Annotated in this window: 22 protein-coding genes; 11 read left to right on the forward strand and 11 right to left on the reverse strand. The window is 70.5% G+C overall.

All coding sequences use genetic code 11. The features are described 5' to 3' along the window. The first annotated feature begins 8 nt into the window (after positions 1-8). Positions 9-1,046: an ABC transporter ATP-binding protein gene (locus FLL47_RS18830; protein ID WP_144121834.1), complete on the forward strand. Its 1,038-nt coding sequence runs from the start codon at positions 9-11 to the stop codon at positions 1,044-1,046. Beyond that, positions 1,039-2,046, forward strand: coding sequence for an ABC transporter ATP-binding protein (locus tag FLL47_RS18835; protein ID WP_144121835.1), 1,008 nt, complete (start codon positions 1,039-1,041; stop codon positions 2,044-2,046). Before FLL47_RS18830 ends, FLL47_RS18835 begins: the two co-directional genes overlap by 8 nt. 272 nt (positions 2,047-2,318) lie before the next feature. Here the strand turns inward: FLL47_RS18835 and FLL47_RS18840 are convergent, their stop codons facing one another. Next, the gene (locus tag FLL47_RS18840) at positions 2,319-2,636 is read right to left on the reverse strand and encodes a chorismate mutase (RefSeq protein WP_281286734.1); all 318 of its coding nucleotides are present in this window, start codon (positions 2,634-2,636) and stop codon (positions 2,319-2,321) included. A gap of 210 nt (positions 2,637-2,846) precedes the next feature. Continuing rightward, on the reverse strand, positions 2,847-4,655 hold the full coding sequence (locus FLL47_RS18845) for a bifunctional metallophosphatase/5'-nucleotidase (protein WP_246158186.1): 1,809 nt from the start codon (positions 4,653-4,655) through the stop codon (positions 2,847-2,849). Positions 4,656-4,879: 224 nt separating this feature from the next. Between FLL47_RS18845 and pcrA the strand changes: the two genes are divergently transcribed. Further along, positions 4,880-7,297, forward strand: coding sequence for a DNA helicase PcrA (gene pcrA / locus FLL47_RS18850; protein ID WP_186315792.1), 2,418 nt, complete (start codon positions 4,880-4,882; stop codon positions 7,295-7,297). Between the two features lie 242 nt (positions 7,298-7,539). Here pcrA and FLL47_RS18855 read toward each other — a convergent pair whose 3' ends face one another. Then, a complete protein-coding gene (locus tag FLL47_RS18855; protein ID WP_144121838.1) occupies positions 7,540-8,340 on the reverse strand; it encodes a M23 family metallopeptidase in 801 nt (266 codons plus the stop codon). 275 nt (positions 8,341-8,615) lie between these two features. Further along, positions 8,616-9,323 carry a M23 family metallopeptidase gene (locus FLL47_RS18860; protein WP_246158189.1) on the reverse strand — a complete coding sequence of 236 codons (708 nt, stop codon included), beginning with the start codon at positions 9,321-9,323 and terminating at the stop codon, positions 8,616-8,618. Between the two features lie 361 nt (positions 9,324-9,684). Here FLL47_RS18860 and icmB point away from each other — a divergent pair, with 361 nt between their 5' ends. The 4 genes from icmB (at position 9,685) to sucD (ending at position 13,336) form a co-directional block, all read left to right on the forward strand. Then, a complete protein-coding gene (icmB, locus tag FLL47_RS18865; RefSeq protein WP_120317046.1) occupies positions 9,685-10,092 on the forward strand; it encodes a coenzyme B12-dependent isobutyryl CoA mutase small subunit in 408 nt (135 codons plus the stop codon). Positions 10,093-10,399: 307 nt separating this feature from the next. Then, entirely contained in the window at positions 10,400-11,083 is a 684-nt protein-coding gene (locus FLL47_RS18870; RefSeq protein WP_144121839.1) for a hypothetical protein, read from the forward strand. 180 nt (positions 11,084-11,263) lie between these two features. Further along, complete coding sequence (gene sucC, locus FLL47_RS18875; protein WP_144121840.1) at positions 11,264-12,442, forward strand: ADP-forming succinate--CoA ligase subunit beta; 1,179 nt, start codon at positions 11,264-11,266, stop codon at positions 12,440-12,442. Between the two features lie 6 nt (positions 12,443-12,448). Continuing rightward, positions 12,449-13,336, forward strand: a complete 888-nt coding sequence (gene sucD, locus FLL47_RS18880) for a succinate--CoA ligase subunit alpha (protein ID WP_144121841.1) — start codon at positions 12,449-12,451, stop codon at positions 13,334-13,336. Between the two features lie 65 nt (positions 13,337-13,401). On the opposite strand, the gene FLL47_RS44760 is transcribed toward sucD, so the two are convergent. After that, complete coding sequence (locus tag FLL47_RS44760; RefSeq protein ID WP_186315805.1) at positions 13,402-13,794, reverse strand: hypothetical protein; 393 nt, start codon at positions 13,792-13,794, stop codon at positions 13,402-13,404. 23 nt (positions 13,795-13,817) lie between these two features. After that, on the reverse strand, positions 13,818-14,156 hold the full coding sequence (locus FLL47_RS18890) for a DUF4190 domain-containing protein (protein WP_281286732.1): 339 nt from the start codon (positions 14,154-14,156) through the stop codon (positions 13,818-13,820). Between the two features lie 124 nt (positions 14,157-14,280). Here FLL47_RS18890 and FLL47_RS18895 point away from each other — a divergent pair, with 124 nt between their 5' ends. After that, on the forward strand, positions 14,281-15,999 hold the full coding sequence (locus FLL47_RS18895) for a cell division protein PerM (RefSeq protein ID WP_144121842.1): 1,719 nt from the start codon (positions 14,281-14,283) through the stop codon (positions 15,997-15,999). A 7-nt stretch (positions 16,000-16,006) separates the two neighbouring features. On the opposite strand, the gene FLL47_RS18900 is transcribed toward FLL47_RS18895, so the two are convergent. Both FLL47_RS18900 and FLL47_RS43000 read right to left on the reverse strand, forming a co-directional pair. Next, positions 16,007-16,297 (reverse strand): CD225/dispanin family protein, encoded by a 291-nt coding sequence (locus FLL47_RS18900; RefSeq protein WP_144121843.1) that lies wholly within the window; start codon positions 16,295-16,297, stop codon positions 16,007-16,009. A gap of 133 nt (positions 16,298-16,430) precedes the next feature. After that, entirely contained in the window at positions 16,431-16,874 is a 444-nt protein-coding gene (locus FLL47_RS43000; RefSeq protein WP_186315793.1) for a hypothetical protein, read from the reverse strand. A 13-nt stretch (positions 16,875-16,887) separates the two neighbouring features. Here FLL47_RS43000 and FLL47_RS44115 point away from each other — a divergent pair, with 13 nt between their 5' ends. The 3 genes from FLL47_RS44115 (at position 16,888) to purH (ending at position 19,987) form a co-directional block, all read left to right on the forward strand. Further along, complete coding sequence (locus FLL47_RS44115) at positions 16,888-17,463, forward strand: hypothetical protein (protein ID WP_144121844.1); 576 nt, start codon at positions 16,888-16,890, stop codon at positions 17,461-17,463. A 152-nt stretch (positions 17,464-17,615) separates the two neighbouring features. Then, entirely contained in the window at positions 17,616-18,221 is a 606-nt protein-coding gene (gene purN, locus FLL47_RS18910) for a phosphoribosylglycinamide formyltransferase (RefSeq protein ID WP_144121845.1), read from the forward strand. A 182-nt stretch (positions 18,222-18,403) separates the two neighbouring features. Further along, positions 18,404-19,987: a bifunctional phosphoribosylaminoimidazolecarboxamide formyltransferase/IMP cyclohydrolase gene (gene purH / locus FLL47_RS18915; protein WP_144121846.1), complete on the forward strand. Its 1,584-nt coding sequence runs from the start codon at positions 18,404-18,406 to the stop codon at positions 19,985-19,987. Between the two features lie 88 nt (positions 19,988-20,075). Here purH and FLL47_RS18920 read toward each other — a convergent pair whose 3' ends face one another. From FLL47_RS18920 to FLL47_RS18930, 3 genes are read right to left on the reverse strand one after another with little or no spacing between them, the layout of a single operon-like run. After that, the gene (locus tag FLL47_RS18920) at positions 20,076-21,116 is read right to left on the reverse strand and encodes an ABC transporter ATP-binding protein (RefSeq protein WP_144121847.1); all 1,041 of its coding nucleotides are present in this window, start codon (positions 21,114-21,116) and stop codon (positions 20,076-20,078) included. Then, positions 21,100-22,131: an ABC transporter ATP-binding protein gene (locus tag FLL47_RS18925; protein WP_144121848.1), complete on the reverse strand. Its 1,032-nt coding sequence runs from the start codon at positions 22,129-22,131 to the stop codon at positions 21,100-21,102. The genes FLL47_RS18920 and FLL47_RS18925 overlap by 17 nt, the downstream gene beginning before the upstream one ends. Before the next feature lie 4 nt (positions 22,132-22,135). Next, positions 22,136-23,104: an ABC transporter permease gene (locus FLL47_RS18930; protein ID WP_144121849.1), complete on the reverse strand. Its 969-nt coding sequence runs from the start codon at positions 23,102-23,104 to the stop codon at positions 22,136-22,138. Between the last annotated feature and the right edge of the window lie 2 nt (positions 23,105-23,106).

The following is a 23,106-nucleotide window of genomic DNA, read 5'->3' on the forward strand; positions in this document are numbered from 1 at the left end:
GAGGCGACGTGAGCGACATCAAGGTGAAAACGGCGCCGGTGCTGGGCGTCGACGGCCGCTCCGCCGGCCATCTGCTCGAGATCGACAACCTGCACGTGGAGTTCCGCACCCGGGACGGCATCGCCAAGGTCATCAACGGCGTGTCGTACCACGTGGACGCCGGTGAGACGCTGGCGGTGCTCGGTGAGTCCGGGTCCGGCAAGAGCGTCACGGCGCAGACCATCATGGGCATCCTCGACACCCCGCCGGGCTTCGTCACGGACGGCGCCATCCGCTTCCGCGGCAAGGACCTGCTCACCATGGGCAAGGACGAGCGCCGGCTGGTCCGCGGCGAGGGCATCGCGATGGTGTTCCAGGATGCGCTGTCGGCGCTGAACCCGGTCTTCACGGTCGGGTTCCAGATCGCCGAGCTGTTCCGCAAGCGGCGGGGCATGAGCCGCGCCGACGGCTACAAGCGTGCCGCGGAGCTGCTGGACCTGGTCAAGATCCCGGCGGCGAGTGCGCGCCTGCGGGACTTCCCGCACCAGTTCTCCGGCGGCATGCGCCAGCGCGTCATGATCGCCATGGCGCTGGCGCTGGACCCCGAGGTGCTGATCGCGGACGAGCCCACCACGGCGCTCGACGTGACGGTGCAGGCCCAGATCATGGACCTGCTGGCGGAGATCCGCCGCGACCGGAACATGGGCATGATCCTGATCACCCACGACCTCGGCGTGGTCGCCGACGTCGCGGACCGGATCGCGGTCATGTACGCGGGCCGGATCGTGGAGCAGGCCGACGTGCACGCGCTGTACGGCAAGCCCTGCCACCCGTACACGCTGGCCCTGCTGGACTCGCTGCCGCGCCTGGACCTCAAGGGCCAGGAGCTCAACACCATCAAGGGCCTGCCGCCCAACCTGCTGCGCATTCCCTCGGGCTGCGCCTTCCACCCGCGGTGCAGGATGGCGCGCGACATCTGCTCGGCCGAGCGCCCGGCGCTCGTCGAGCTCGGCGGTGTCCGGTCCAGCGCCTGTCACTTCGCAGAGGAGCTGTACGGCCGTGAGTGAAGTGATCCTCGAAGTACGCGATCTGGTCAAGCACTTCCCGATCCGCCAGGGCATCCTCTTCAAGCGGACCATCGGGCAGATCAAGGCAGTGGACGGCGTCTCGCTCGACCTGCACAAGGGTGAGACCCTGGGCATCGTCGGCGAGTCGGGCTGCGGCAAGTCGACGCTGGCCAAGCTGCTGATGAACCTGGAGAAGCCGACCTCGGGCGAGGTGCGCTACCAGGGGCGGGACGTGCTGCGGCTCAACCCGGCCGATCAGCGCCGGCTGCGCCGCAACATCCAGCTGGTCATGCAGGACCCGTACACCTCGCTCAACCCGCGGATGACCGTGGGCGACATCGTCGGGGAGCCTTACGAGATCCACCCCGACGTCGCGCCCAAGGGTGAGCGGCGCCGCAAGGTGCAGGAACTGCTCGACGTGGTCGGCCTCAACCCCGAGCACATCAACCGCTACCCGCACCAGTTCTCCGGCGGCCAGCGCCAGCGCATCGGCATCGCCCGCGCGCTGGCTCTCAAGCCCGAGGTCATCGTCTGCGACGAGCCCGTGTCGGCACTCGACGTGTCGATCCAGGCTCAGGTGATGAACCTGCTGGACCAGCTGCAGAACGAGTTCAACCTGTCGTACATCTTCATCGCCCACGACCTGTCGGTGGTGCGCCACATCGCCGACCGCGTCGGCGTGATGTACCTCGGCAAGATGGTCGAGGTCGGCACCGACGACGACATCTACATCCGGCCGACGCACCCGTACACGCAGGCTCTGCTGTCCGCGGTGCCGGTGCCGGACCCCACGGCGCGTCAGCGCAAGGCGGTCATCCGGTTGGAGGGCGACGTCCCGTCGCCGGCCAACCCGCCGTCGGGCTGCCGCTTCCGTACCCGGTGCTGGAAGGCACAGGAGATCTGCGCGACGGAGCCGCCGCTGCTGCAGATCCGCCCCACCTCGGGGCACCCGAGCGCATGCCACTTCGCGCAGGAGAAGGACGTGGTGCACGCAGGGTAGGAGTGTCTCCCGGTGGCGAGCGGTCAGGTTGGGTTTGAGCCTCCGGCCGGACCGCCCGCCACCGGGTCAACATAGAGCAGGGCACCGTCCGCGTAGCGGGCGGTGCCCTGTGCATACGGGCCCAGCCGCAGCTCACCGCTTGCGGCTCGCGCTTTACATAGACGCTGGCCTATCACATCGAGTATTCGTAGATCAAACTCGATGTGATAGGCCAGCGTCTATTAAAAAGCGGGCGGGCGGCCTGAGTGGTGGGGCTGATGGGGCGGCCCGGGTCAGAGGGGGCCGCGGCCGGCGCGGAGGATGAGCAGGGCGAGCTGGGTGCCGTCGGGGCCTAGTTCGGCGCGGAAGCGGTCCATGATCTCGCGTTCGCGGCTGAGCACCAGGCGGGTGCCGCCCGAGGCGACGCGGGTCTTGCCGACCTGCTGCGAGATCGCGGCACGTTCCTTCCACAGCGCGATCAGGGCGGCGTCGATCTGGTCGATGCGCTCACGCATCGACGTGATCTCCGTGGCCGCCTCCGGCGCGGTGGTGCCGGTCTCGTTGGCGATGGCGCTCATGTGGGACTCCTCAGTGGGATTGTCGCTCACCAGTGGCCGGGACAAGGCGAAAAGCCCCGGGCTCTGGGAGCCCGGGGCTTTTCGTGAGGTCTGTGTGCTCAGGCGCGACCTACGACTGCCGGGTTCCCGGTGCCATAGGTAAAGTAGAATGCCTGGTTGATCACGTTGCCAAGTATGCCATGGATACCTGGCTGCGCAAGCACGTCGACCATCATGTGAGACCTCGATCTATCCGCGCGGCGCTCAGCCGAGCTTGGTGATGCGGTTGGCCGGCCCCGGGGTGACCGGGCCCGTGGCCAGGTGCGCCACCAGCGCGTCGACGTCGAACCCGGGCGCGTAGACCCGGCCCGTGCCCGCGGTCAGCGCCGTGAAGTTGTCGCCGCCGTTGGCCAGGAAGTCGTTCGTCGTCACCTGGTAGGTCGCCGCCGGATCGATCGGGGTGCCGTTGAGCACCAGGTCGGAGACCCGGCTGCCCAGCGGCAGGGTGCTGTTGTACGAGTAGGTGAAGCCCGCCGAGATCTGGAGGATCTTGGTGGTGTTCTGGCCGGCCTGGCCGGCGAACTGCTGCTCCAGCACCGCGTCGAGCTGCGCCCCGGTCAGCGACTGGGTCACCACCAGGTTGTTGAACGGCTGGACGGAGAACGCCTCGCCGTAGGTCACCTGGCCCGCGGTCTCGCCACCGGGCGAGTTTGAGAAGGTGAGCGGCGCCCGGATGCCGCCCGGGTTCATCAGCGCGAGCTGTGCCCCGGCGGAGGCGGTCCAGGCAAGCTGGGCGTCCGCGATGACGTCGCCGAGCGGGCTCTCCCCGCTGGGCGCGACGTCGCGCACGATGTCCGCGGAGATGCTGCCGACGACCCGGTTGGCCAGCGGCGCCACGGCGGTGCGGTACTTGTCCGCGATCGTCTTGGCGGCCGGGTCGACCAGCGCGGGGTTGCGCACGAACACGCCCGGCGCGGTGGTCTGCCAGGTGCCGTCGGCGTTGCGGACACCGTTCTCGACGACGACGTTGTGCGCCTCGATCGAGGTGAAGGTGCGGCTGCGCCGGTCCATGTTCAGCGTGATGTCGGTGACCAGCTGGCCGTTGGTGCCGGCGCTGGTGACGACCACGGGCTTGCCCGACTTGTTGGGCAGCTGGCACGAGTAGAAGCGGTGCGTGTGGCCGGAGACCACGACGCCGATCTCGTCGCGCAGGCCGGCCACGATCGGCGAGATCACGCCGGTGAAGCCGTCACAGGTGGAGACGTTGCCGGTGGCGCCCTGCTGGCCGCCCTCGTGCAGCAGCAGCACCTGCGCCTTGACGCCGAGCAGGCGCAGCAGGCCGCTCCACAGGTTCGCGGTCTCGACCTCGTCCCGGAAGTCGACCGTGGTGATGCCGGCCGGGTTCACGATGCCGGGGGTGCCCTCGAGCGTCATGCCGATGAAGCCGACCGGCACGCCGTCGATGATCTTCACATCGACCGGCGGGAGGATCGGCAGCTTGGTGCGCTTGTCGGTGACGTTCGCGGCGAGGTACTGGAACTCCGCGCCGTCGAAGCCGTCCCCGGCGAAGCAGCCGTCGACCGGGTGGCAACCGCCGTGCTGCATACGCTTGAGCTCGGTGACGCCCTCGTCGAACTCGTGGTTGCCCACCGAGCTGACGTCCAGGCCGAGCTCGCTGAGCAGCTCGATGCTGGGCTCGTCGTGGAACGCCGCGCTGACCAGCGGGGTGGCGCCGATCATGTCTCCCGCGCCGACGGTGACGACCTCCTGGCCGGCCGCCTCGCCCTCGGCGCGCAGCTGCTTGACCCAGTGGGCCAGGTATTCGACACCGCCCGCGGGGGTGCCCAGCACCGCCGCGCCGCTGCCGGACGGCGGGTCGATCGCACCGTGGAAGTCGTTGAACGCGAGCAGGTTGCCGTACGCCGCGTGGTCGGCCGGAGCCGCCGCGGCCATGTTCACGGACACGGGCGTGAGCTGGTTCCACGCCGGAGTCGAGGAAGCGCTGGACCCGCTGCTCAGCGGGATCGTCGCGACAACGGCCAACGCCAGCGCCGGTAGCGCCAGGTGCCGCATAGTGCCTGCCCAGCCCCGAGAACGGGGGTGATTCATGGGGGGCCTCCAGAGTAGGCATCGCGCGGGGGTGCGCGATGATTTATGAAGGCATCCTTGCGTATGCGTTTCCGCCGCGCCACCGCCCATCGGTGACACCTGCACGACCGTCTCGCTACCGGCCGGTTTCGCGCTCACCGGCGGCGGGCTGGGTCGATGTCGGTGGGGGCGCATAGACTCTCCAGACGATGCAATCGCTCTTCGATCTCCCCGAGATGACGCCGCCCGGGGGGACGCCCTCCGCCGTGAAACCGCCCGCCGAGAAGGCCTCCGGCGGCTCCTGGCCGTCCCAGGGTGACCGGGCCCCCACCGAGTCCGCGCCGCGCGTCGCGGCGCTCCTGGAGGGCCTCAACGAACCCCAGCGGGCGGCGGTGACCCACGAGGGCACGCCGCTGCTGATCGTCGCGGGCGCGGGCTCCGGCAAGACCCGGGTGCTGACCCAGCGCATCGCCTACCTGCTGGCCGCCCGCGGGGTGCACCCCGGCGAGATCCTGGCCATCACGTTCACCAACAAAGCCGCGGGCGAGCTGCGGGAACGGGTCGCGGCTCAGGTCGGCGGCCGGGCCCGGATGATGTGGGTGTCCACCTTCCACTCGGCCTGCCTGCGCATCCTGCGCGCGGAGCACGAGCACGCCGGCCTCAAGTCGACCTTCTCGATCTACGACGCGGACGACTCGCGCCGGCTGATGCAGCTGGTCGCGCGCGAGCTGGACCTCGACCCCAAACGCTACCCGCCGCGCAGCCTGGCCGCGCAGGTGTCGAACCTCAAGAACGAGCTGATCGACCCCGAGGCGTTCAGTCCGCACGGGCCCGCCGAGCGGGTGCTCGCCGAGGCCTACACGCTCTACCAGCAGCGGCTGCAGCAGGCCCACGCGCTCGACTTCGACGACATCATCATGCGCACCGTGCACCTGCTGCAGGCCAAGCCCGAGGTGACGGAGAAATACCGGCGGCGCTTCCGCCACGTGCTGGTCGACGAGTACCAGGACACCAACCACGCCCAGTACACGCTGGTCAAGGAGCTGGTGGGCGATACCGGCGAGCTGTGCGTGGTGGGTGACGCGGATCAGTCGATCTACGCGTTCCGCGGCGCGACCATCCGCAACATCCTGGAGTTCGAGCGGGACTACCCGCAGGCGCGCACCATCCTGCTGGAGCAGAACTACCGGTCCACGCAGACCATCCTGTCCGCCGCGAACGCGGTCATCGACCGCAACAGCGACCGCAAGCCCAAGCGGCTCTGGAGCGACCAGGGCGCGGGTGAGCAGATCGTCGGCTACGTCGCGGACAACGAGCATGCCGAGGCCGACTGGGTGGCCCGCGAGATCGACCGGCTCACCGACGCCGAGTCGGCCCGGCCCGGCGACGTCGCGGTGTTCTACCGCACCAACGCGCAGTCCCGCGTCTTCGAGGACATCTTCATCCGGCTCGGCCTGCCCTACAAGGTCGTCGGCGGGGTGCGCTTCTACGAGCGCAAGGAGGTCCGCGACGCGCTGGCCTACCTGCGGGCGGTGTCCAACGAAGACGACACGGTCAGCATGCGCCGCATCATCAACACCCCCAAGCGGGGTCTCGGCGACCGTGCCGAGGCCGTGGTGGAGGCGCTGGCGGCGCGCGATCGGGTCTCCTTCGGCGCCGCGCTGCGCCGGGCCGCCGAGGCGCCGGGCATCTCGACCCGGGCGGTCAACTCGATCGGCGAGTTCCTGGCGATGATGGACTCCGCGCGTGAGCTGGCCCGCACCGCTCCGCCGGAGCAGGTGCTGGAGCTGCTGCTGACCGAGTCCGGCCTGCTGTCGGAGCTGGAGGAGAGCCTGGACCCGCAGGACGAGGGCAGGGTCGAGAACCTGCAGGAACTCGTCAGCGTGGCCCGGGAGTACGCCGAGCGCACCGCCGCGGCCGACGAGACGCCCACCCTGGCCGGCTTCCTGGAGCAGGTCGCGCTGGTGGCCGACGCCGACCAGGTGCCCTCGGACGATCCGGAGCACCTGGGCGTGGTCACGCTGATGACCCTGCACACCGCCAAGGGCCTGGAGTTCCCCGTGGTCTTCCTCACCGGCCTGGAGGACGGGGTCTTCCCGCACCTGCGGTCGCTGGGCGAGGTCAAGGAGCTGGAGGAGGAGCGGCGGCTGGCCTATGTCGGCATCACCCGCGCCCGCCGCCGGCTCTACCTGTCCCGGGCGGTGACCCGCTCGGCGTGGGGGCAGCCGCAGTACAACCCGGCGTCGCGCTTCCTCGAGGAACTGCCGCCCGAGCTGCTCGACTGGAAGCGCACCGAGGGGGCGTACACCTCCTGGGGCTCTCGGGGCGGCGGCATCGGCGGCCGGGAGCGGGCGCAGGAGCGGGGGAGCGGCACCTTCGTGGGCGGCACTGCGCGCGCGGCGGCGCTCGCCAGCAGGATCGGCATCGATCCGAGCAAGCTGGCCACCGCGAGCGACCTGGCCGCGGCGCCGTCGCTGTCGGCCGGTGACCGGGTCAACCACCAGCGCTACGGCCTGGGCCGGGTGCTCGCGGTGCAGGGCGCGGGAGCGCGGGCCCAGGTGCAGGTCGACTTCGGCGACCAGGTGCTCTGGCTGGTGCTGCGCCACGCCCCGCTCGAGAAGATCTGAAGCCGCGCCGTCGGGCGGGGCGAAGATCGCTGTTTCTGGTCAGATCGTGGGGTGGGACTGCACTTCTGGACCCGAAACAGCGATCATGCATCCTTCGTCCGCCTGAGCGCGGAGACACGTGTGGCCCGGATCGTGAGATCCGGGCCACACGTATTCGGGGGGAAGGGGTTTTCGCTGGGGGACGCGGTGTGCGCGGGTGGCGCACACCGGCGTCCGGGATGGGTGACCTGAGGGGAGCGGGCTCAGCAGCTGATCGGCACGCCGCGGGCCTTCAGCCACGCGCTCGGCTCGATCTGGTTCCACATGCCCTTGTGCACCTCGAAGTGCAGGTGGGGGCCGGTGGAGTCGCCGGTGGAGCCCTCGTAGCCGAGCAGGTCGCCGGCCTTCACCTTCTGGCCGACCTGCACCGCGTCGCGGCTCATGTGGGCGTAGTGGGTGAAGTAGCCGTCGCCGTGGTCGACGACCACGGAGATGCCGTAGCCGCTGAAGGCCCAGCCGTTGCTGAACACGGTGCCGGGACCGACCGCGCGGATCGGCGTGCCGGCGGGCTCGGCGAGGTCGACGCCGGCGTGCAGGACGCCCCAGCGCTGACCGAAGCAGGAGGTGACCTGAGCGCCCGGCATGGGGCTGCCCCAGGTGGGGCGGGCCTCGACCGGAGCGGCGGCCTTGGCCTTGGGCACCGAGGTGCCGGCCTTCGCCTTGCTCTCGGCGGGCTGGGCCGCCTTGGGTGTGACCGCCTTGGGCGCGGCCTTCGGCGCCGCCTTGGGCGCGGCGACCTGAGTCTTCGCCGTGGTGCGCGCCGCGCGGTCGGCGCGTTCGGCCGCGGCCTCACGGCTGACCGTGGACGTCGCCGCCACGGGGGTGACCTCGGTGGGTCCGTTGTCGATGTTGGCTGCGACCAGGCCTACAGACGCGATGCCGGCCAGTGCCGCGATGGCCACGACATGACGCGAGCGGCCGCTGAGGCCGCTTCGGATCTTGTCACTGACCACGTCGTACTTGGCGCGGGCTGCCTTGAGGAGTTCGGTACTGCTGCCTTGCATGAGGTGGGAACCTCCGGGTCTACGTTGACACGGGCTCGAGCTATGTTGCCTGGTCAGACCCGCTTTGGCTAGCCCGGTCATCGGGCGAATCGGACACTCCGGCAGGTAGCACGCGGGAGTTATGTCCTCTTTACGTACCCGGGCCTACCCTGAGTCCCGTCAGGGTCGAGTGATCCGCGCCACTGGATTTCGGTGACCGGGGCCACCTCCTGGGGTGGCTGAACACGACAAAGCCGCCCGGATCTTGCGATACCGGGCGGCTTTGTGGAGGAAAATCAGCTCACCGAGCCGTCGTAGGCCTGTTCGATCTCCAACTCGAGGTCGACACCGTGCGACTTGAACCACGCGAGGGGGTTCACCGCCACGTCGTTCACGTGGATCTCGAGGTGGATGTGCGGGCCGGTGGAGTGGCCGGTGCTGCCGGAGATGGCGATGATGTCGCCCGCCTTGACCCGCTGGCCTGCCTTGACCCGGACGCTGCTGTTGTGGCCGTATGTGGTCTTCAGGCCGTTGCCGTGGTCGATGATCACCTGGTTGCCGTAGCCGCCGTTCCAGCCGGCCAGCACGATGATGCCCTCGTGCATCGCGGCGACGGGGGTGCCCTCGTCCACGGCGATGTCGACGCCCTTGTGCGCCTTGCCCCAGCGCTGACCGAACAGGGAGGTCAGGCGGTAGTCGTGGGCCGGCAGCACCCAGGCGTTCGGGGACTGGGCGATCGAGGTGCTGAGCGAGCGGTCCTCGCCACGGCCTGCGCGTTCGGCGGCCTCGAGGCGGGCGCTGCTGAGTTCTGAGGCGGAAGTGTCCCCGACGAGTGCGTCGGTCTTCGCGTCCTGGATGCCGGCTCCGGCGCCGAAGGCGACAACCCCTGCGCCTACGAAAGCGGTCGTGACTACAGCTAGGTATCTGCTGCGGGGCGGGGCGGGAGCCCGTCGGCGGCCGCGGTAGCGGTCGCCCTCCCGTAACAGTGTTGGCCTGTATTGCACGTACAGCCTCCGTCATCGGTGGCGCCGCCGGAACTGCGACGCTCTGTCACCCACTTTTGGATGGCACTCTTTGGTTGGCAACCGGTGTTTCTGGTTGGCACTGCGGCACAACTTAACCAACCCGTAGGGGTAGGCACAAGCTCCTGTCCGCCATCTTCTCGCTATGAGTGCGACTGTCCGGCCCGAGTTGCCCGATAGCGCCATTATTTGTCCGTAAATGCGATACCTACGGAGAGTAGCGACGCGCGGGGCAGCGCGTATATATAGGTGTCGCGTACAGAGACCGCTGGACCGCTGGCGGTGACCGCCGGCGAGTGGGTTACCGTTCGTTAAGGTCAGTACGGCGGAGAGGTGAGCACTGATGGGCACTCGTATTCGCGTGGTCGTCGCCAAGCCTGGGCTCGACGGGCACGACCGTGGCGCGAAGGTGGTGGCCAGAGCCCTGCGCGACGCGGGTATGGAGGTCATCTACACCGGCCTGCACCAGACCGCGGAGCAGATCGTGGAAACCGCGATCCAGGAGGACGCCGACGCGGTCGGCCTGTCCGTGCTGTCCGGCGCACACATGACCCTCTTCCCGCGCGTGGTCGAACTGCTGCGCGAGCGCGGCGCCGGCGACATGGTGGTGTTCGGCGGCGGCATCATCCCCGACGCGGACATCCCCGAGCTGGAGCGGCTGGGTGTGGCCAAGGTGTTCACGCCCGGGGCGACCACCCATGCCATCGTGGACTGGGTGCGGGCCAACGTGGCGACCGCGCAGCCTGCCTGACCTCATATTCTTTGGGAACATCCCGCACCCCCGCGCCGGACCGGCCCGGGGGTGCGTGCGCGCTCCGGACGACTCACGGAAACGCAAAAAGGGAGGAGCCGGACGCACCCCTCACACGTCCGGCTCCTCTATGCACGATGCCCCGCCGCCACCCCTCGACCGACAGGGCATCGGCCGTTTGTGTCATCCTGCCTCAGCCGTTCCGGCCTCAGCTCTCTGACATCAGACTCAACGATGGCCCGCGGCCGGGGTTACGGCCTTTCGCGGGGTCACCGAGAAGAGTGACGGGCTGCTAGGTTCACGCGCCATGACCAGCCCTGACAACCTGGCGGGCACGCCCGTCCCCGCCACCGTCCCGACACTGCGGCAGATCGTTCCGACAGACCTGCCGGTCACGGTGCGGCTCTCCGGCGTCAGCCGGCACGTGTTCACCCACCGCCGCGGGGAGGTGGTGCTGGTCGTGCTGGTGGCGCTGATGCTCCTGCCCGCCGCCGGCTACCTGCTGATGAACCCCGGCGAGACCGTGCACAGCAACCGGTACGGCGACATGAACGGCGGACTGCTGGGCGCGGGTGCGCTGCTGCTCGCCGTGGGCCTCGCGGTGGCACTGCCCGTCTCCGTGCTCCGGCAGCAGCGCCAGCTGCAGCTCGCGGCCGACGCGCACGGCGTGTACGTCCGGCCGTTCCTGGACAAGGCGCGGGTGCTGCACCTGCCGTGGGCGGACGTCGAGTCGATCTACGTCCGCCAGTGGCACGGCCCGCAGCTCTGTGTGAAGCCCCGTGACACCCGTATCGAGCCGCAGTTCAACCTCAACCAGCGGGGCGACGCGGGCAACCGGGCCGGTGCCGCCGTCGCGCAGAAGCGCAGGATGAAGAAGCTGGGGACCAACATCCACGTGCCGATCGCCGCGGCTCCCGGCACCCCGGCCGAACTCCTGGCGGCGCTGCGGTACCAGGCCGGCGGCCGGGTGCCGGTGGAGATGTCCGCCTGAGTCCGGGCACGCTCGCCCGGTGTGCAGTTGGGCACACCGGGCGGTCGTGCCGATACGTTGTGCTGACCGACCGTTAGGCTGCGCGGAAGGCCCAGCCAGCGGAGGATGGGCAATGGTCCCTACGCGTCGCAGCGGGCGTCCAGCCCGCGACGCCATGGGCTGGACAACGAAGAGGTATCGGTGGACCTGTACGAGTACCAGGGGCGCGATGTCTTCGAGAAGCACGGCCTGCCCGTGCTCGCCGGTGGCGTCGCCGAGACCCCTGAGGAGGCCCGCGCCATCGCCGAGCGCCTGGGCGGCCGGGTCGTCGTCAAGGCGCAGGTGAAGGTCGGTGGCCGCGGCAAGGCCGGTGGCGTGAAGCTTGCCGCCGACGCGACCGAGGCGTACGACCGCGCGAACGACATCCTTGGCATGGACATCAAGGGCCACACGGTCCACAAGGTGATGCTGGCCGAGACCGCCGACATCGTCGAGGAGTACTACTTCTCCTACCTGCTGGACCGGGCGAACCGCACCTTCCTGTGCATCGCCAGCGTCGCCGGCGGCATGGAGATCGAGACCGTCGCCGAGGAGGCCCCGGAGAAGGTCGCGAAGATCGCGATCGACGCCAACCGCGGTGTCGACGAGGCGCTGGCGCGTGAGATCGTCACCGCCGGCCACTTCCCGGCCGAGGTTGCCGACCAGGTCGTGGACATCGCGATCAAGCTGTGGCAGACCTTCCGGGCCGAGGACGCGACCCTGGTCGAGGTCAACCCGCTCGCCAAGATCAGCTCCGGCAAGGTGCTGTGCCTGGACGCGAAGGTGACGCTGGACGAGAACGCCGGCTTCCGCCACGCCGATCACGAGGCGCTGGAGGACAAGGCCGCGGTCGACCCGCTGGAGCAGGCCGCCAAGGCCAAGGACCTCAACTACGTCAAGCTCGACGGCGAGGTCGGCATCATCGGCAACGGCGCGGGCCTGGTCATGTCCACGCTCGACGTGGTCGCGTACGCCGGTGAGGAGTTCGGCGGGGTCAAGCCCGCGAACTTCCTCGACATCGGCGGCGGCGCGTCCGCGGAGGTCATGGCGAACGGTCTGGAGATCGTGCTGTCGGACCCCGCGGTCAAGAGCGTGTTCGTCAACGTCTTCGGCGGCATCACCGCGTGCGACGCGGTCGCCAACGGCATCGTGCAGGCGCTGGCCATGCTGGAGAGCCGCGGCGAGACCGTGACGAAGCCGCTGGTCGTACGCCTCGACGGCAACAACGCCGAGGCCGGTCGCGCGATCCTCGACAGCGCGAACAACCCGCTCGTGCAGCGGGTGGACACCATGGACGGCGCGGCCAAGCGTGCCGCCGAGCTCGCCGCAGCGGGGAAGTGAACTGACATGGCTATCTGGCTCACCAAGGACTCCAAGGTCATCGTCCAGGGCATGACCGGTTCCGAGGGCTCCAAGCACACCCGTCGCATGCTGGCCGCGGGCACCCAGATCGTGGGTGGCGTGAACCCCCGCAAGGCGGGCACCTCGGTCGACTTCGACGGCACCGCGGTGCCGGTGTTCGGCTCGGTCGCCGACGCCATGAAGGAGACCGGCGCGGACGTCACCGTCATCTTCGTGCCGCCGGCGTTCACCAAGGACGCCGTCGTCGAGGCGATCGACGCGGGCATCGGCCTGGCCGTCGTGATCACCGAGGGCGTGCCGGTGCACGACACCGCCGCCTTCTGGGCGCACGCGGTCGAGACCGGCAACAAGACCCGGATCATCGGCCCGAACTGCCCCGGCGTCGCGTCCCCGGGCGCCAGCAACGCGGGCATCATCCCGGCCGACATCTCCGGCTCCGGCCGCATCGGCCTGGTGTCGAAGTCCGGCACGCTGACCTACCAGCTCATGTACGAGCTGCGGGACATCGGCTTCTCGACCGCGGTGGGCATCGGCGGCGACCCGATCATCGGCACCACCCACATCGACGCGCTCGCGGCCTTCCAGGACGACCCGGAGACCGAGGCCATCGTCATGATCGGTGAGATCGGCGGCGACGCCGAGGAGCGGGCGGCCGAGTTCATCAAGGCGCACGTGACCAAGCCGGTCGTCGGTTACATCGCCGGCTTCACCGCCCCGCCCGGCAAGACCATGGGCCACGCGGGCGCGATCATCTCGGGCTCGTCCGGCACCGCCGACGCCAAGAAGGCGGCACTGGAGGCGGCCGGGGTCAAGGTCGGCAAGACGCCGTCGGAGACCGCGCGCCTGATGCGTGAGGTCATGTCCGGCCGCTGACGCCGTACGCACGTGAAACGGTGGGCGTCCTCCCGATCGGGGAGGACGCCCACCGTGCTTTTCGGTCAGTAGCCGCGGTGGTTGGACATGCTCCCGCTGAACGCGCCCGCGACGCAGGCCAGGATCACGCCGATCACCGCCAGTGCGGTGAACGCGATGCCGAGCCAGAAGGCGACCTTGCCCAGCGTCTGGTCCACGCCCCGCTCCCGGGCCTCCTTCATGGACAGCCAGCCGAACAGGATGCCCAGCGGCGCGCAGCAGAACACGGCGGTGACGATGCCGATGATGCCGTAGATCAGCGGCATGTCCTTGCCGCCGCCCGGCGGCGGCGTCGCGCCGTACGGCGGTGGTGGTGGCGGCACCGGCGGCGGCGGTGGCGGCGGGTTGAGCGGCGGTGGCGCCGGTGGAGGGGTCACCGGTGGCGGCGGCTCATATGGCGGCAGCGGGTCGTTCGTCATGGGTTTCCCCTATCCCGACTAGTTCAGTTGAACTTCATCCCGCCGCTGGAGTAGCGGATGCCGTAGATGATGTTCCAGATGATGCCGATGACACCGACGGCCATCGCGATGTAACCCAGCGTCGGTTTCTTGCCGACCTTCTTCGCCTCCTGCACCGACAGCCAGCCCAGGACCAGGCCGATGATGCCGCAGCAGCACAGGCCGAGCACGATGCCGAGCACGCCGTACAGGGTCACCCGGTCGCCGCCCTTCGACGGCATGCCCGACGGCGTCCCGTAAGGCGGCGGGCCCGGTGGCGGTGGCGGCACCGGCGGCGGTGGAGGCGGCGGCGGCACTGACGGCGGTGGCGGTGTGTAGGTCACGACAAGCCTCCTCGATGAACGACCTTGTTCGCAGCGTATCCCTCCTAACTCGCATATCGGGTCGAAATGGCCACGGGGTAGGGTTCATAGTCAACCCGGCTCGTTTGTGGTTAGGTAGCGCCTGATGACGGAGCAAGGTGAGTCCCTCGGCGTGCAGCCTGAGCTGCGGCGCGCTGCGCCCGGCGAGAGTTTGGACGCATACTCGCGGTCGCCCTCGGACGGTCCGCGTCCCGCTGTACCGGACACCCGCGAACCCGGCTCGAACCCGTCCGAACGCGATGCCGCCGCACCGGCGGCGGCGCGCGGCGACACGCCCGGCGGCGCGGCCGAACCGGACACCGGCGCGAGCCCCGGCGTCGACACCACCGCACCGGACGGGCCCCCTCCCGCCGTCGAACCCGATCCGGACCGTGCCGCCGCCTCCGTCGAGGCCGAACCGGACACCGGCGGGTTCGCTGACGACGGGGCGCTGGCCACCCGGGACACCGTCAAGATCGATCTGGCGCAGCTGGCGGCGCGGGAGACGGTCAAAATCGACGTCGGCCGCCCTGTGCCACGGGAGCCGCTGGACGACGAGATCGCCACCATGGAGACCGTGCTGCTGCCGCGCGGCCGCCCGGCGGGCATGCTGCGCCCGCGGGGCGCGCCGCTGCCGGTGGCGGCGCTGGTCAACACGGGCTGGGCGGCGCTGCTGGTGCTCGGGCCGCTGATGCTGCTGACAGTGGCCGCGCGGGCCGCCGAGGGAGCCGTGGACTGGGGGCTCTCGCTGCGCCTGGTGCTGGCCGCTTGGCTGCTCGGCCACGGCGTGCCGATCACCGTGCCGGTCAATGGGCAGCTGGGCACGATGGAACTGGCGCCGCTCGCGCTCACCGCGTTCGCGCTGTGGCGGGTCAACCGGGCCGGGGTGCACACGACCCGGGCGATGGGAGCCCAGGGCAGCGGGTCGATCCGGCACGCGGTGCTGGGCACACTGGCGGTGGCCGCGGTGTACGGCTGCTTCGGTGTGCTCGCCGCGGCGCTGGCCGACGGGCCGGGACTGTTCGTGACCCCGTGGCGGGCCGGACTGCACTTCGTGGTGCTGGGCGCGGTGGCGGGCGCCATCGGGGTGCTGCGCAGCGGCGGGGTGCTGCGCCGGCTGGCCCGGCAGACGCCGGTGCTGCTGCGCGACGGCGTACGGGCCGGCGTGGTCGCCGCGCTGCTGGTGCTGGCGGTCGGCGCGGGCGCGGTGGGCCTCGCGGTGGCGATGAACGGCGCGCAGGCCACCCACGACCTCGCCGGGTTCTCCACCGGGGTGCTCGGCCAGGCCGGGCTCACCCTGCTGAGCCTCGTGTACGGGCCGAACTTCGCCGTCTGGGCGGCGTCCTACCTGCTGGGCCCGGGGTTCGCCGCGGGCACCCTGCCGCTGACCCACCTGCCGGTGTTCGCCGGGGTGCCGACCGGCCCGCTACGGGGCCTGGGGTGGCTGCTCACGGTGCTGCCGCTGCTCGGCGGCGTGGCCGCGGCGGTGCTGATGGCGCGGCGGCGGCTGCGGCCGCGCCGCTCCCGCCTCGGCGACGTGCTCACGCCCCAGCCGCGATGGCTGCGGATGTGCGGCTCGGCGCTGACCGCCGGAGTGGTGGCCGGAGCGCTGCTGGCCGCGGCCGCGTACGCATCGGGCGGGGTGCTGCCGGTGGCCGGCCCGGTGCGCACCGGACCGGTGGTCTGGCAGGTCGCGGCGATGGCGGCGCTGGTGGTGGCGCTGGGCGGCCTGCTCGGGGTCGCCGGGTTCTGGGCGGTGCGCGGTCTGCGGAAAGAGACCGACGGGCGGCCCGCCGTGCGGACCGCCCGTCAGCTGGTGCAGTGACGGCTGATCACATGCCCGCAGCGCCGTTGGCGCTGAGCACGAAGACCTGCAGGCCGCAGCAGATGCAGCCGAGGGCCCAGCCGATGCCGCCGATGATGAGGGCGAGCTTCGACCACTTCTTGGACTCGGCCGCGGCAGCCTGGGCGCCCGCGTAGTCGCCCGCCTGCAGCAGCGGGTTGACCTTGTTGGCGTTGATGATGGCCGGGATGGCCAGCGGCCAGAACAGGAAGATCGAGACGATCGACATCGTCAGATTGTTGTCGATCTGCGGCTGCGGCTGCTGGGAACCGTAGGTCATGGAGACTCCAGGGGTGTCGGGGTGGTGGCTCGGAGTGAGCCGTTGCCAAACGTGCGGAGTCTAATGGCAAGCTGTGACGGATGTGACTGGTGGGACAGCTGATATCAGCTGTCCCACCAGTCGACACAAGTGATCAGTTGAACTGCTGGTACTGGTCGTAGATGCGGTCCTGCCATCCGGTCGCGATACCGCAGATCGCGGCGATCATGGCGATGACGCCGAGCGCGATGGCGACCCAGCCGAGCCACGACATCGAGGCCGCGCCCTTCTTCACCTTGTTGAGGTGCATGGCGCCGAGAATGACCGCCGGAATGCCGCCGATGAACGGGGCACCGTTGATCCAGGGGCAGCAGCAGCACCCGGTGCCGATGATGCCGCAGGCCAGCGCGATCCAACCGAACAGGTTGTTCTGCCCGCCCGCCTTCTGATAGACGGTGCCCTGGGCGGGACCCAGTGGCGGTGGTGGTGGCGGCGGCCCTCCGATCGAGGGCGGTGGCGGTGGCGGCGGTGGCGGCGGCAGCGGGGTGCCCCCTGAGCTGTACACCGTTCCGCCGCCCGAGCCGTAGGGATCGGCCACCGGGGGAGGCGGGGTGGGCGCCGGGAACGGCTGCTCTGCGGGCTCGGGCCAGCCCGGCGGCGTGGGCGTGCTCGCCCCGATCGACGGCGGTGGCGGCACCGGCGGCATCGGTGGCGGCGGTCCCGGCGGGGTGGGCGGCGTCGGCGGCGTGGGTGGCGTCGGCGGTGTCGGCGCGGTCGGGTCGCTCATGGCGGCCGGCGGCCCGAACTCCGGCGCGGGCGGCGGGTTGAACGGGTTGTCCACGCTGCCCGGCGGCTCCGGCCAGACGCCCCCGGCGGTGCCGGGGGAGCCCGTCGTCGGCGCGGCGGGCTCCGGCGCGGACGGCGGCTCCGGTGCGGACGCCGGGCTCGCGGACGGCGGCTCCGGCCCGGCGGCCGGGGAGACCGGTTCGGGACGCCACGTGGCGCCCTCGGGGGGTGCGGGAACCGGCTCGCTCGGTGGCGGCGGCACATCCGGCGAGGGCGGGGCAGGCGGCTGGTCCTCGCGCGGCGGCTGCGGCGGCCAGGACGGCGGCTCCTCCGGCGTCTCCGGTGGCTTCGGCGGTTGCGTCAAGATCGGCTCCTCGCGTTCGGCAGAGCGTGCGGGGTGACGGCGCCCGGCTGGCCGGGCGGGGTCGACACGTTCTGGAATGCAGTTCTTCGCCCAATATCTACTTTATTTGCGGGTTTGTCGGGCAAAACGCCGTAAGTGCGCCCCACACCCGACGCGAGCAGCGCCTCGGCTGCCCGATAGGGTGCAGAGGTGACCGCTCGCCTCGTCGTCCTGGTCTCCGGTTCCGGTACCAATCTCCAAGCCCTGCTCGATGCCTGCGCCGACCCCGCGTACGGGGCGGCCGTCGTCGGCGTCGGCGCGGACCGCGCCGGCATCGCGGGCCTGACCCGCGCGCAGGCTGCGGGAGTGCCCACCTTCGTCGCCCGGGTCCCGGACTTCGCCACCCGCCAGGAGTGGGACGAAACGTTCACCGACCTGACCGCGGCGCACCAGCCCGACCTCGTGATCGGCGCGGGCTTCCTCAAGCTGGTGGGCAAGGCGTTCCTGGACCGGTTCGGCGGACGTTATGTCAACACCCACAACGCGCTGCTGCCGGCCTTCCCGGGCATGCACGGCCCGCGCGACGCCGTCGAGTACGGCGTGAAACTGGCCGGGGCGACGCTGCACTTCGTGGACGGCGGCGTGGACACCGGGCCGATCATCGCGCAGGTCGCGGTGCCGGTGCTCGACGACGACACCGAGGACACCCTCTCCGAGCGCATCAAGGACGCCGAGCGCGGGCAGCTGGTCGAGTACATCGGCCGGATGGCGCGCCACGGCTGGACCGTCAACGGCAGGAAAGTGATCGTCGGCTGAACGGCCCTGTTCCCGTGCCGGGATCGGCGGGGAATGGAACGCGACAGCGTGCGGCGAGCGGACCACGGGGTCGGCGGCTCAGGCCGGCCCTGAACGTAGCGAGGAGAAGGCATGAGCGAGCCTGGCGAGCGAATCATCAGGCTGGTGGCCCATGCCTTCGACGAGCGGAGCGAGGAGAAGGCATGACCACGGGTGAGCGCAAGCCCATTCGACGCGCGCTGATCAGCGTGTGGGACAAGACCGGGCTGGAGGCCCTCGCCGCGACGCTGCGGCGGCACGGTGTCGAGATCGTCTCGACCGGCAGCACGGCGCAGCAGATCGAGACCAGCGGCTCGCCGGTCACCCGGGTCGAGGAGCTCACCGGCTTCCCGGAGACCCTGGACGGGCGGGTCAAGACGCTGCACCCGCGGGTGCACGCGGGCCTGCTGGCCGACGTACGCCTCGACACGCACCGTGCGCAGCTCACCGAGCTCGACATCGAGCCGTTCGACCTGCTGGTGTCCAACCTGTACCCGTTCACCGAGACGGTGGCCTCCGGCGCGTCCATGGACGAGTGCATCGAGAAGATCGACATCGGTGGCCCGGCCATGGTGCGCGCGGCGGCCAAGAACCACGCCAACGTCGCGGTGGTCACCTCGCCGGCCGACTACCACCTGATCGCCGCGGCGCTGGAGTCCGGCGGTTTCTCGCCGGCCGAGCGCCGGGCGCTGGCGGCCCGCGCCTTCGCCGACATCGCCGACTACGACATCGCGGTGGCGAACTGGTGCGCCCAGGAGCTGGCGCCCGCCGAGCCGGCCGCGGCCGACGCGTTCCACTGGCCCGAGTACGCCGGTCTCGGCGTGTGGCGCACCAACGTGCTGCGCTACGGCGAGAACCCGCACCAGGCGGCGGCGCTGTACATCGACCCCGCCGCCGCGCCCGGCCTGGCCCGCGCGCAGCAGCTCGGCGGCAAGGAGATGTCCTACAACAACTACATCGACGCCGACGCCGCCTGGCGCACCGTGCACGACTTCGAGGGCGTGCACGCCGTCGCGGTGATCAAGCACGCCAACCCGTGCGGCATCGCGGTGTCCGCGGTGTCGGCCGCCGACGCGCACGCCAAGGCCCACGCGTGCGACCCGGTCTCGGCGTACGGCGGCATCATCGCGGTCAACAGTGAGGTGACCGCGGAGCTGGCCAAGCAGATCGCGGAGATCTTCACCGAGGTCGTGGTGGCTCCCGCGTACGCGGACGAGGCCGTGGAGATCCTGACCGCGAAGAAGAACCTGCGCGTGCTGCTCGCCCCGCCGTTCCGGCCGAACAAGGTCGAACTGCGGCAGGTGTCCGGCGGCATGCTGGTGCAGACCCGCGACGACTTCGGCGCGCCCGGCGACGACGCGGCCAACTGGCGGCTGGCCACGGGCGAGCCCGCTTCGGCGGAGCAGCTCGACGACCTGGAGTTCGCCTGGGGTGCGATCCGGGCCGTCAAGTCCAACGCGATCCTGCTGGCCAAGGACGGGGCAAGCGTGGGCGTGGGCATGGGCCAGGTCAACCGGGTCGACTCGTGCCGCCTGGCGGTCTCCCGGGCCGGTGACCGGGCCCGCGGCTCGGTGGCCGCCTCGGACGCGTTCTTCCCGTTCGCCGACGGGCTGCAGATCCTGCTGGACGCGGGGGTGACCGCGGTGGTGCAGCCGGGCGGCTCGATCCGCGACGAGGAGGTCATCGCCGCGGCGAAGGCCGCCGGGATCACCCTCTACCTCACGGGGTCCCGCCACTTCGCCCACTGACAAAGACGAAGGAAGGGCACCTTCTTAACGGACGTCCGTTAAGAAGGTGCCCTTCCTTCGCTTTAGCCCTTGCGGGGGTGGGCTGGCGTCAGCCGACTACCTGGCGCAGCTCGGCGAAGTGGCACGCGCTCGGGTGCGGGTCGACGCCGCGGCGGATGAGCAGCGGCTCCTCCACCGAGCAGCGCTCCTGCGCCTTCCAGCACCGGGTGCGGAACCGGCAGCCCGACGGCGGGTTGGCCGGGGACGGCACGTCGCCGACGAGCCGGATGACGTCGCGGTGCGCGCGGGCGTCCGGGTCCGGCACCGGCACCGCGGACAGCAGCGCCTGGGTGTACGGGTGCGTCGGCCGCTCGTAGATCTCCGCGTCGGTGCCGACCTCGACCATCTTGCCGAGGTACATCACGCCGACCCGGTCGGAGATGTGCCGCACCACGGACAGGTCGTGCGCGATGAAGATGTAGGACAGGTTCAGCTCGCCCTGCAGCTTCTCCAGCAGGTTGATGACCTGGGCCTGGATCGACACGTCCAGCGCGGACACCGGCTCGTCGCAGACGATGATCTCGGGCTTGAGGGCCAGCGCGCGGGCGATGCCGATGCGCTGGCGCTGGCCGCCGGAGAACTGGTGCGGGTAGCGGTTGATGTGCTCGGGGTTGAGGCCCACGAGCTCCAGCAGCTCCTGCACCCGGCGCTGGCGGTCGCCCTTCGGCGCCACCTCGGTGTGGATCTCGTACGGCTCGCCGATGATGTCGCCGACGGTCATCCGCGGGTTCAGCGAGGTGTACGGGTCCTGCATCACCATCTGGATGTTGCGGCGCATGCGGCGCAGCTCGGAGCCGGACACCTTGAAGATGTCCTTGCCCTTGAGCATGGCCCGGCCCGCGGTCGGCGTCTCCAGCCGCATCAGCAGCTTGGCCAGCGTCGACTTGCCGCAGCCGGACTCGCCGACGATGCCCAGTGTCTCGCCGCGGTGCAGCTCGAAGCTGACCCCGTCGACCGCCTTGACCGCGCCGACCTTCTTCTTGAAGAGGATGCCCTGGGTGATCGGGAAGTGCTTGACCAGGTTCTCGACCCGCAGCAGCGGCTCGCCGGCCGGGCGCACGCCCGCGACGTTCTCAGCGGAGTGTGCCATCGAGCATCTCCTTCGCGAAGTGGCACGCGCTGGTCCGGCCGTGGCCGAGGTCCAGCGAGAGGGGTGTTTCGGTGGTGCAGACCGCCTTGGCGTACTTGCAGCGCGGGTGGAACGCGCAGCCCGTCGGCGGGCGCATCAGGTTCGGCGGCAGGCCCTTGATGGTGGCCAGCTCGGTGCCCTTGGAGTCGAGCCGCGGGATCGAGTCGAGCAGGCCCTCGGTGTAGGGGTGCGCCGGGTGCTTGTAGACGTTGCGCACGTCCGCGTGCTCGACGATGCGGCCCGCGTACATGACCGCGATGCGGTCCGCGACGTCGGCGACCACGCCCAGGTCGTGCGTGATCAGGATCAGGCCCATGTTGAGGTCGCGGCGCAGGTCACCGAGCAGGTCCATGATCTGGGCCTGCACGGTCACGTCGAGCGCGGTGGTCGGCTCGTCCGCGATGAGGACCTTGGGGTCCATGGCCAGCGCCATCGCGATCATGACGCGCTGGCGCATACCGCCGGAGAACTGGTGGGGGTAGTCCCTGATCCGGGCCCTGGCGGCCGGGATCTTGACCAGGTCCATCAGCTCGACCGCCCGGTTGAGCGCGTCCTTCTTCGACATGCCGGCGCGGGTGCGCAGCGTCTCGGAGATCTGCCAGCCCACCGGGAAGACCGGGTTGAGGGCGGAGAGCGCGTCCTGGAAGATCATGGAGATCTCCTTGCCGCGCACCTGCCGGCGCTTCTCCTCGGGCATGGCGAGCAGGTTCTCGCCCTTGTAGAGGATCTGGCCGCTGGGGATCTTCGCCGGCGGCATGTCCAGGATGCCCATGATCGCCTGCGCGGTCACCGACTTGCCGGAGCCGGACTCGCCCAGCACGGCCAGGGTCTCGCCCGGGTCGAGGTGGTACGACACGCCGTTGATCACGCGGGCGACGCCGTCGCGGGTGTGGAACTCGACGAACAGGTCCTTCACCTCGAGCAGGTGGCGACCGCCGCCGACGGTGGGAGGGGAGCTGACGTGGATGTCGGTCATGAGGTCACCGCAGCTTCGGGTCGAAGGCTTCGCGGATCGTGTCGCCCAGGATGATGAAGGCGAGCACGGTCAGCGCGAGGAACGTCGAGGGCACGGCCAGCGGGATGAAGTTCTCCCGCATGTACAGGCGCGCGTGGGAGATGTCGATGCCCCACGACTGGCTCGGCGGCTGCAGGCCGACGCCCAGGAAGGACAGCGTCGCCTCGGCGGCGATGAACGAGCCCAGCGCCATCGTGATGATCACGATGAACGGCGCGAGCGCGTTCGGCAGGATGTGCCGCCACATGATCCGGCCGCTGCCCGCGCCCAGCATCCTCGCGGCGTGCACGTAGTCCTGCTGCTTCGCCGTGATCACCGAAGACCGGATGACCCGGGCCGCGGTGGTCCAGCCCAGCAGGCCGAGCACCGCGATCAGAGCGATCAGGCGGACGTTCGGGCCGCCACCGGCGTTGCTGACGCGCTTCATGAACACGATGGCGGCCAGCAGCAGCGGCAGGCCCAGCACGATGTCGATGACGCGGGAGACGAGCACGTCCCACCAGCGGCCGAAGTAACCGCCGGTGACACCGAACAGCATGCCCAGCAGGCCCGCCACCAGCGCCGCGCCGAGGCCGACCAGCAGCGAGTTCTTCGTGCCGTACACGGACTTGGCGAAGACGTCGCAGCCCTGCACGTCGTAGCCGAAGATGGCGGTGCCGGACGGCGGCCCCATCCGGTTGCTCAGCGAGCAGGCGGTCGGGTCGCCGGAGGTGAACAGCGACGGCCAGGCGGCCATCAGGGCCACCACCGCGGTGATCACCAGTGCGACCCAGAACAGGGGCCGGCGGCGCAGCTCGCGCCAGGCGTCCGCGCCGGCGCTGCGTGGCTTGGACACCTCGAGGGTGTGCGGCTGGCCGGGCGCGTTCGGATCGCCGGCCGGTCCGGGGGTGGCCGTGTGCAGCTCGGTCGCGGCCACGGATTCGAAGTCACTCATTG

The sequence above is a fragment of the Catellatospora sichuanensis genome (assembly GCF_007483665.1).
In the GTDB taxonomy this organism is placed as follows: domain Bacteria; phylum Actinomycetota; class Actinomycetes; order Mycobacteriales; family Micromonosporaceae; genus Catellatospora; species Catellatospora sichuanensis.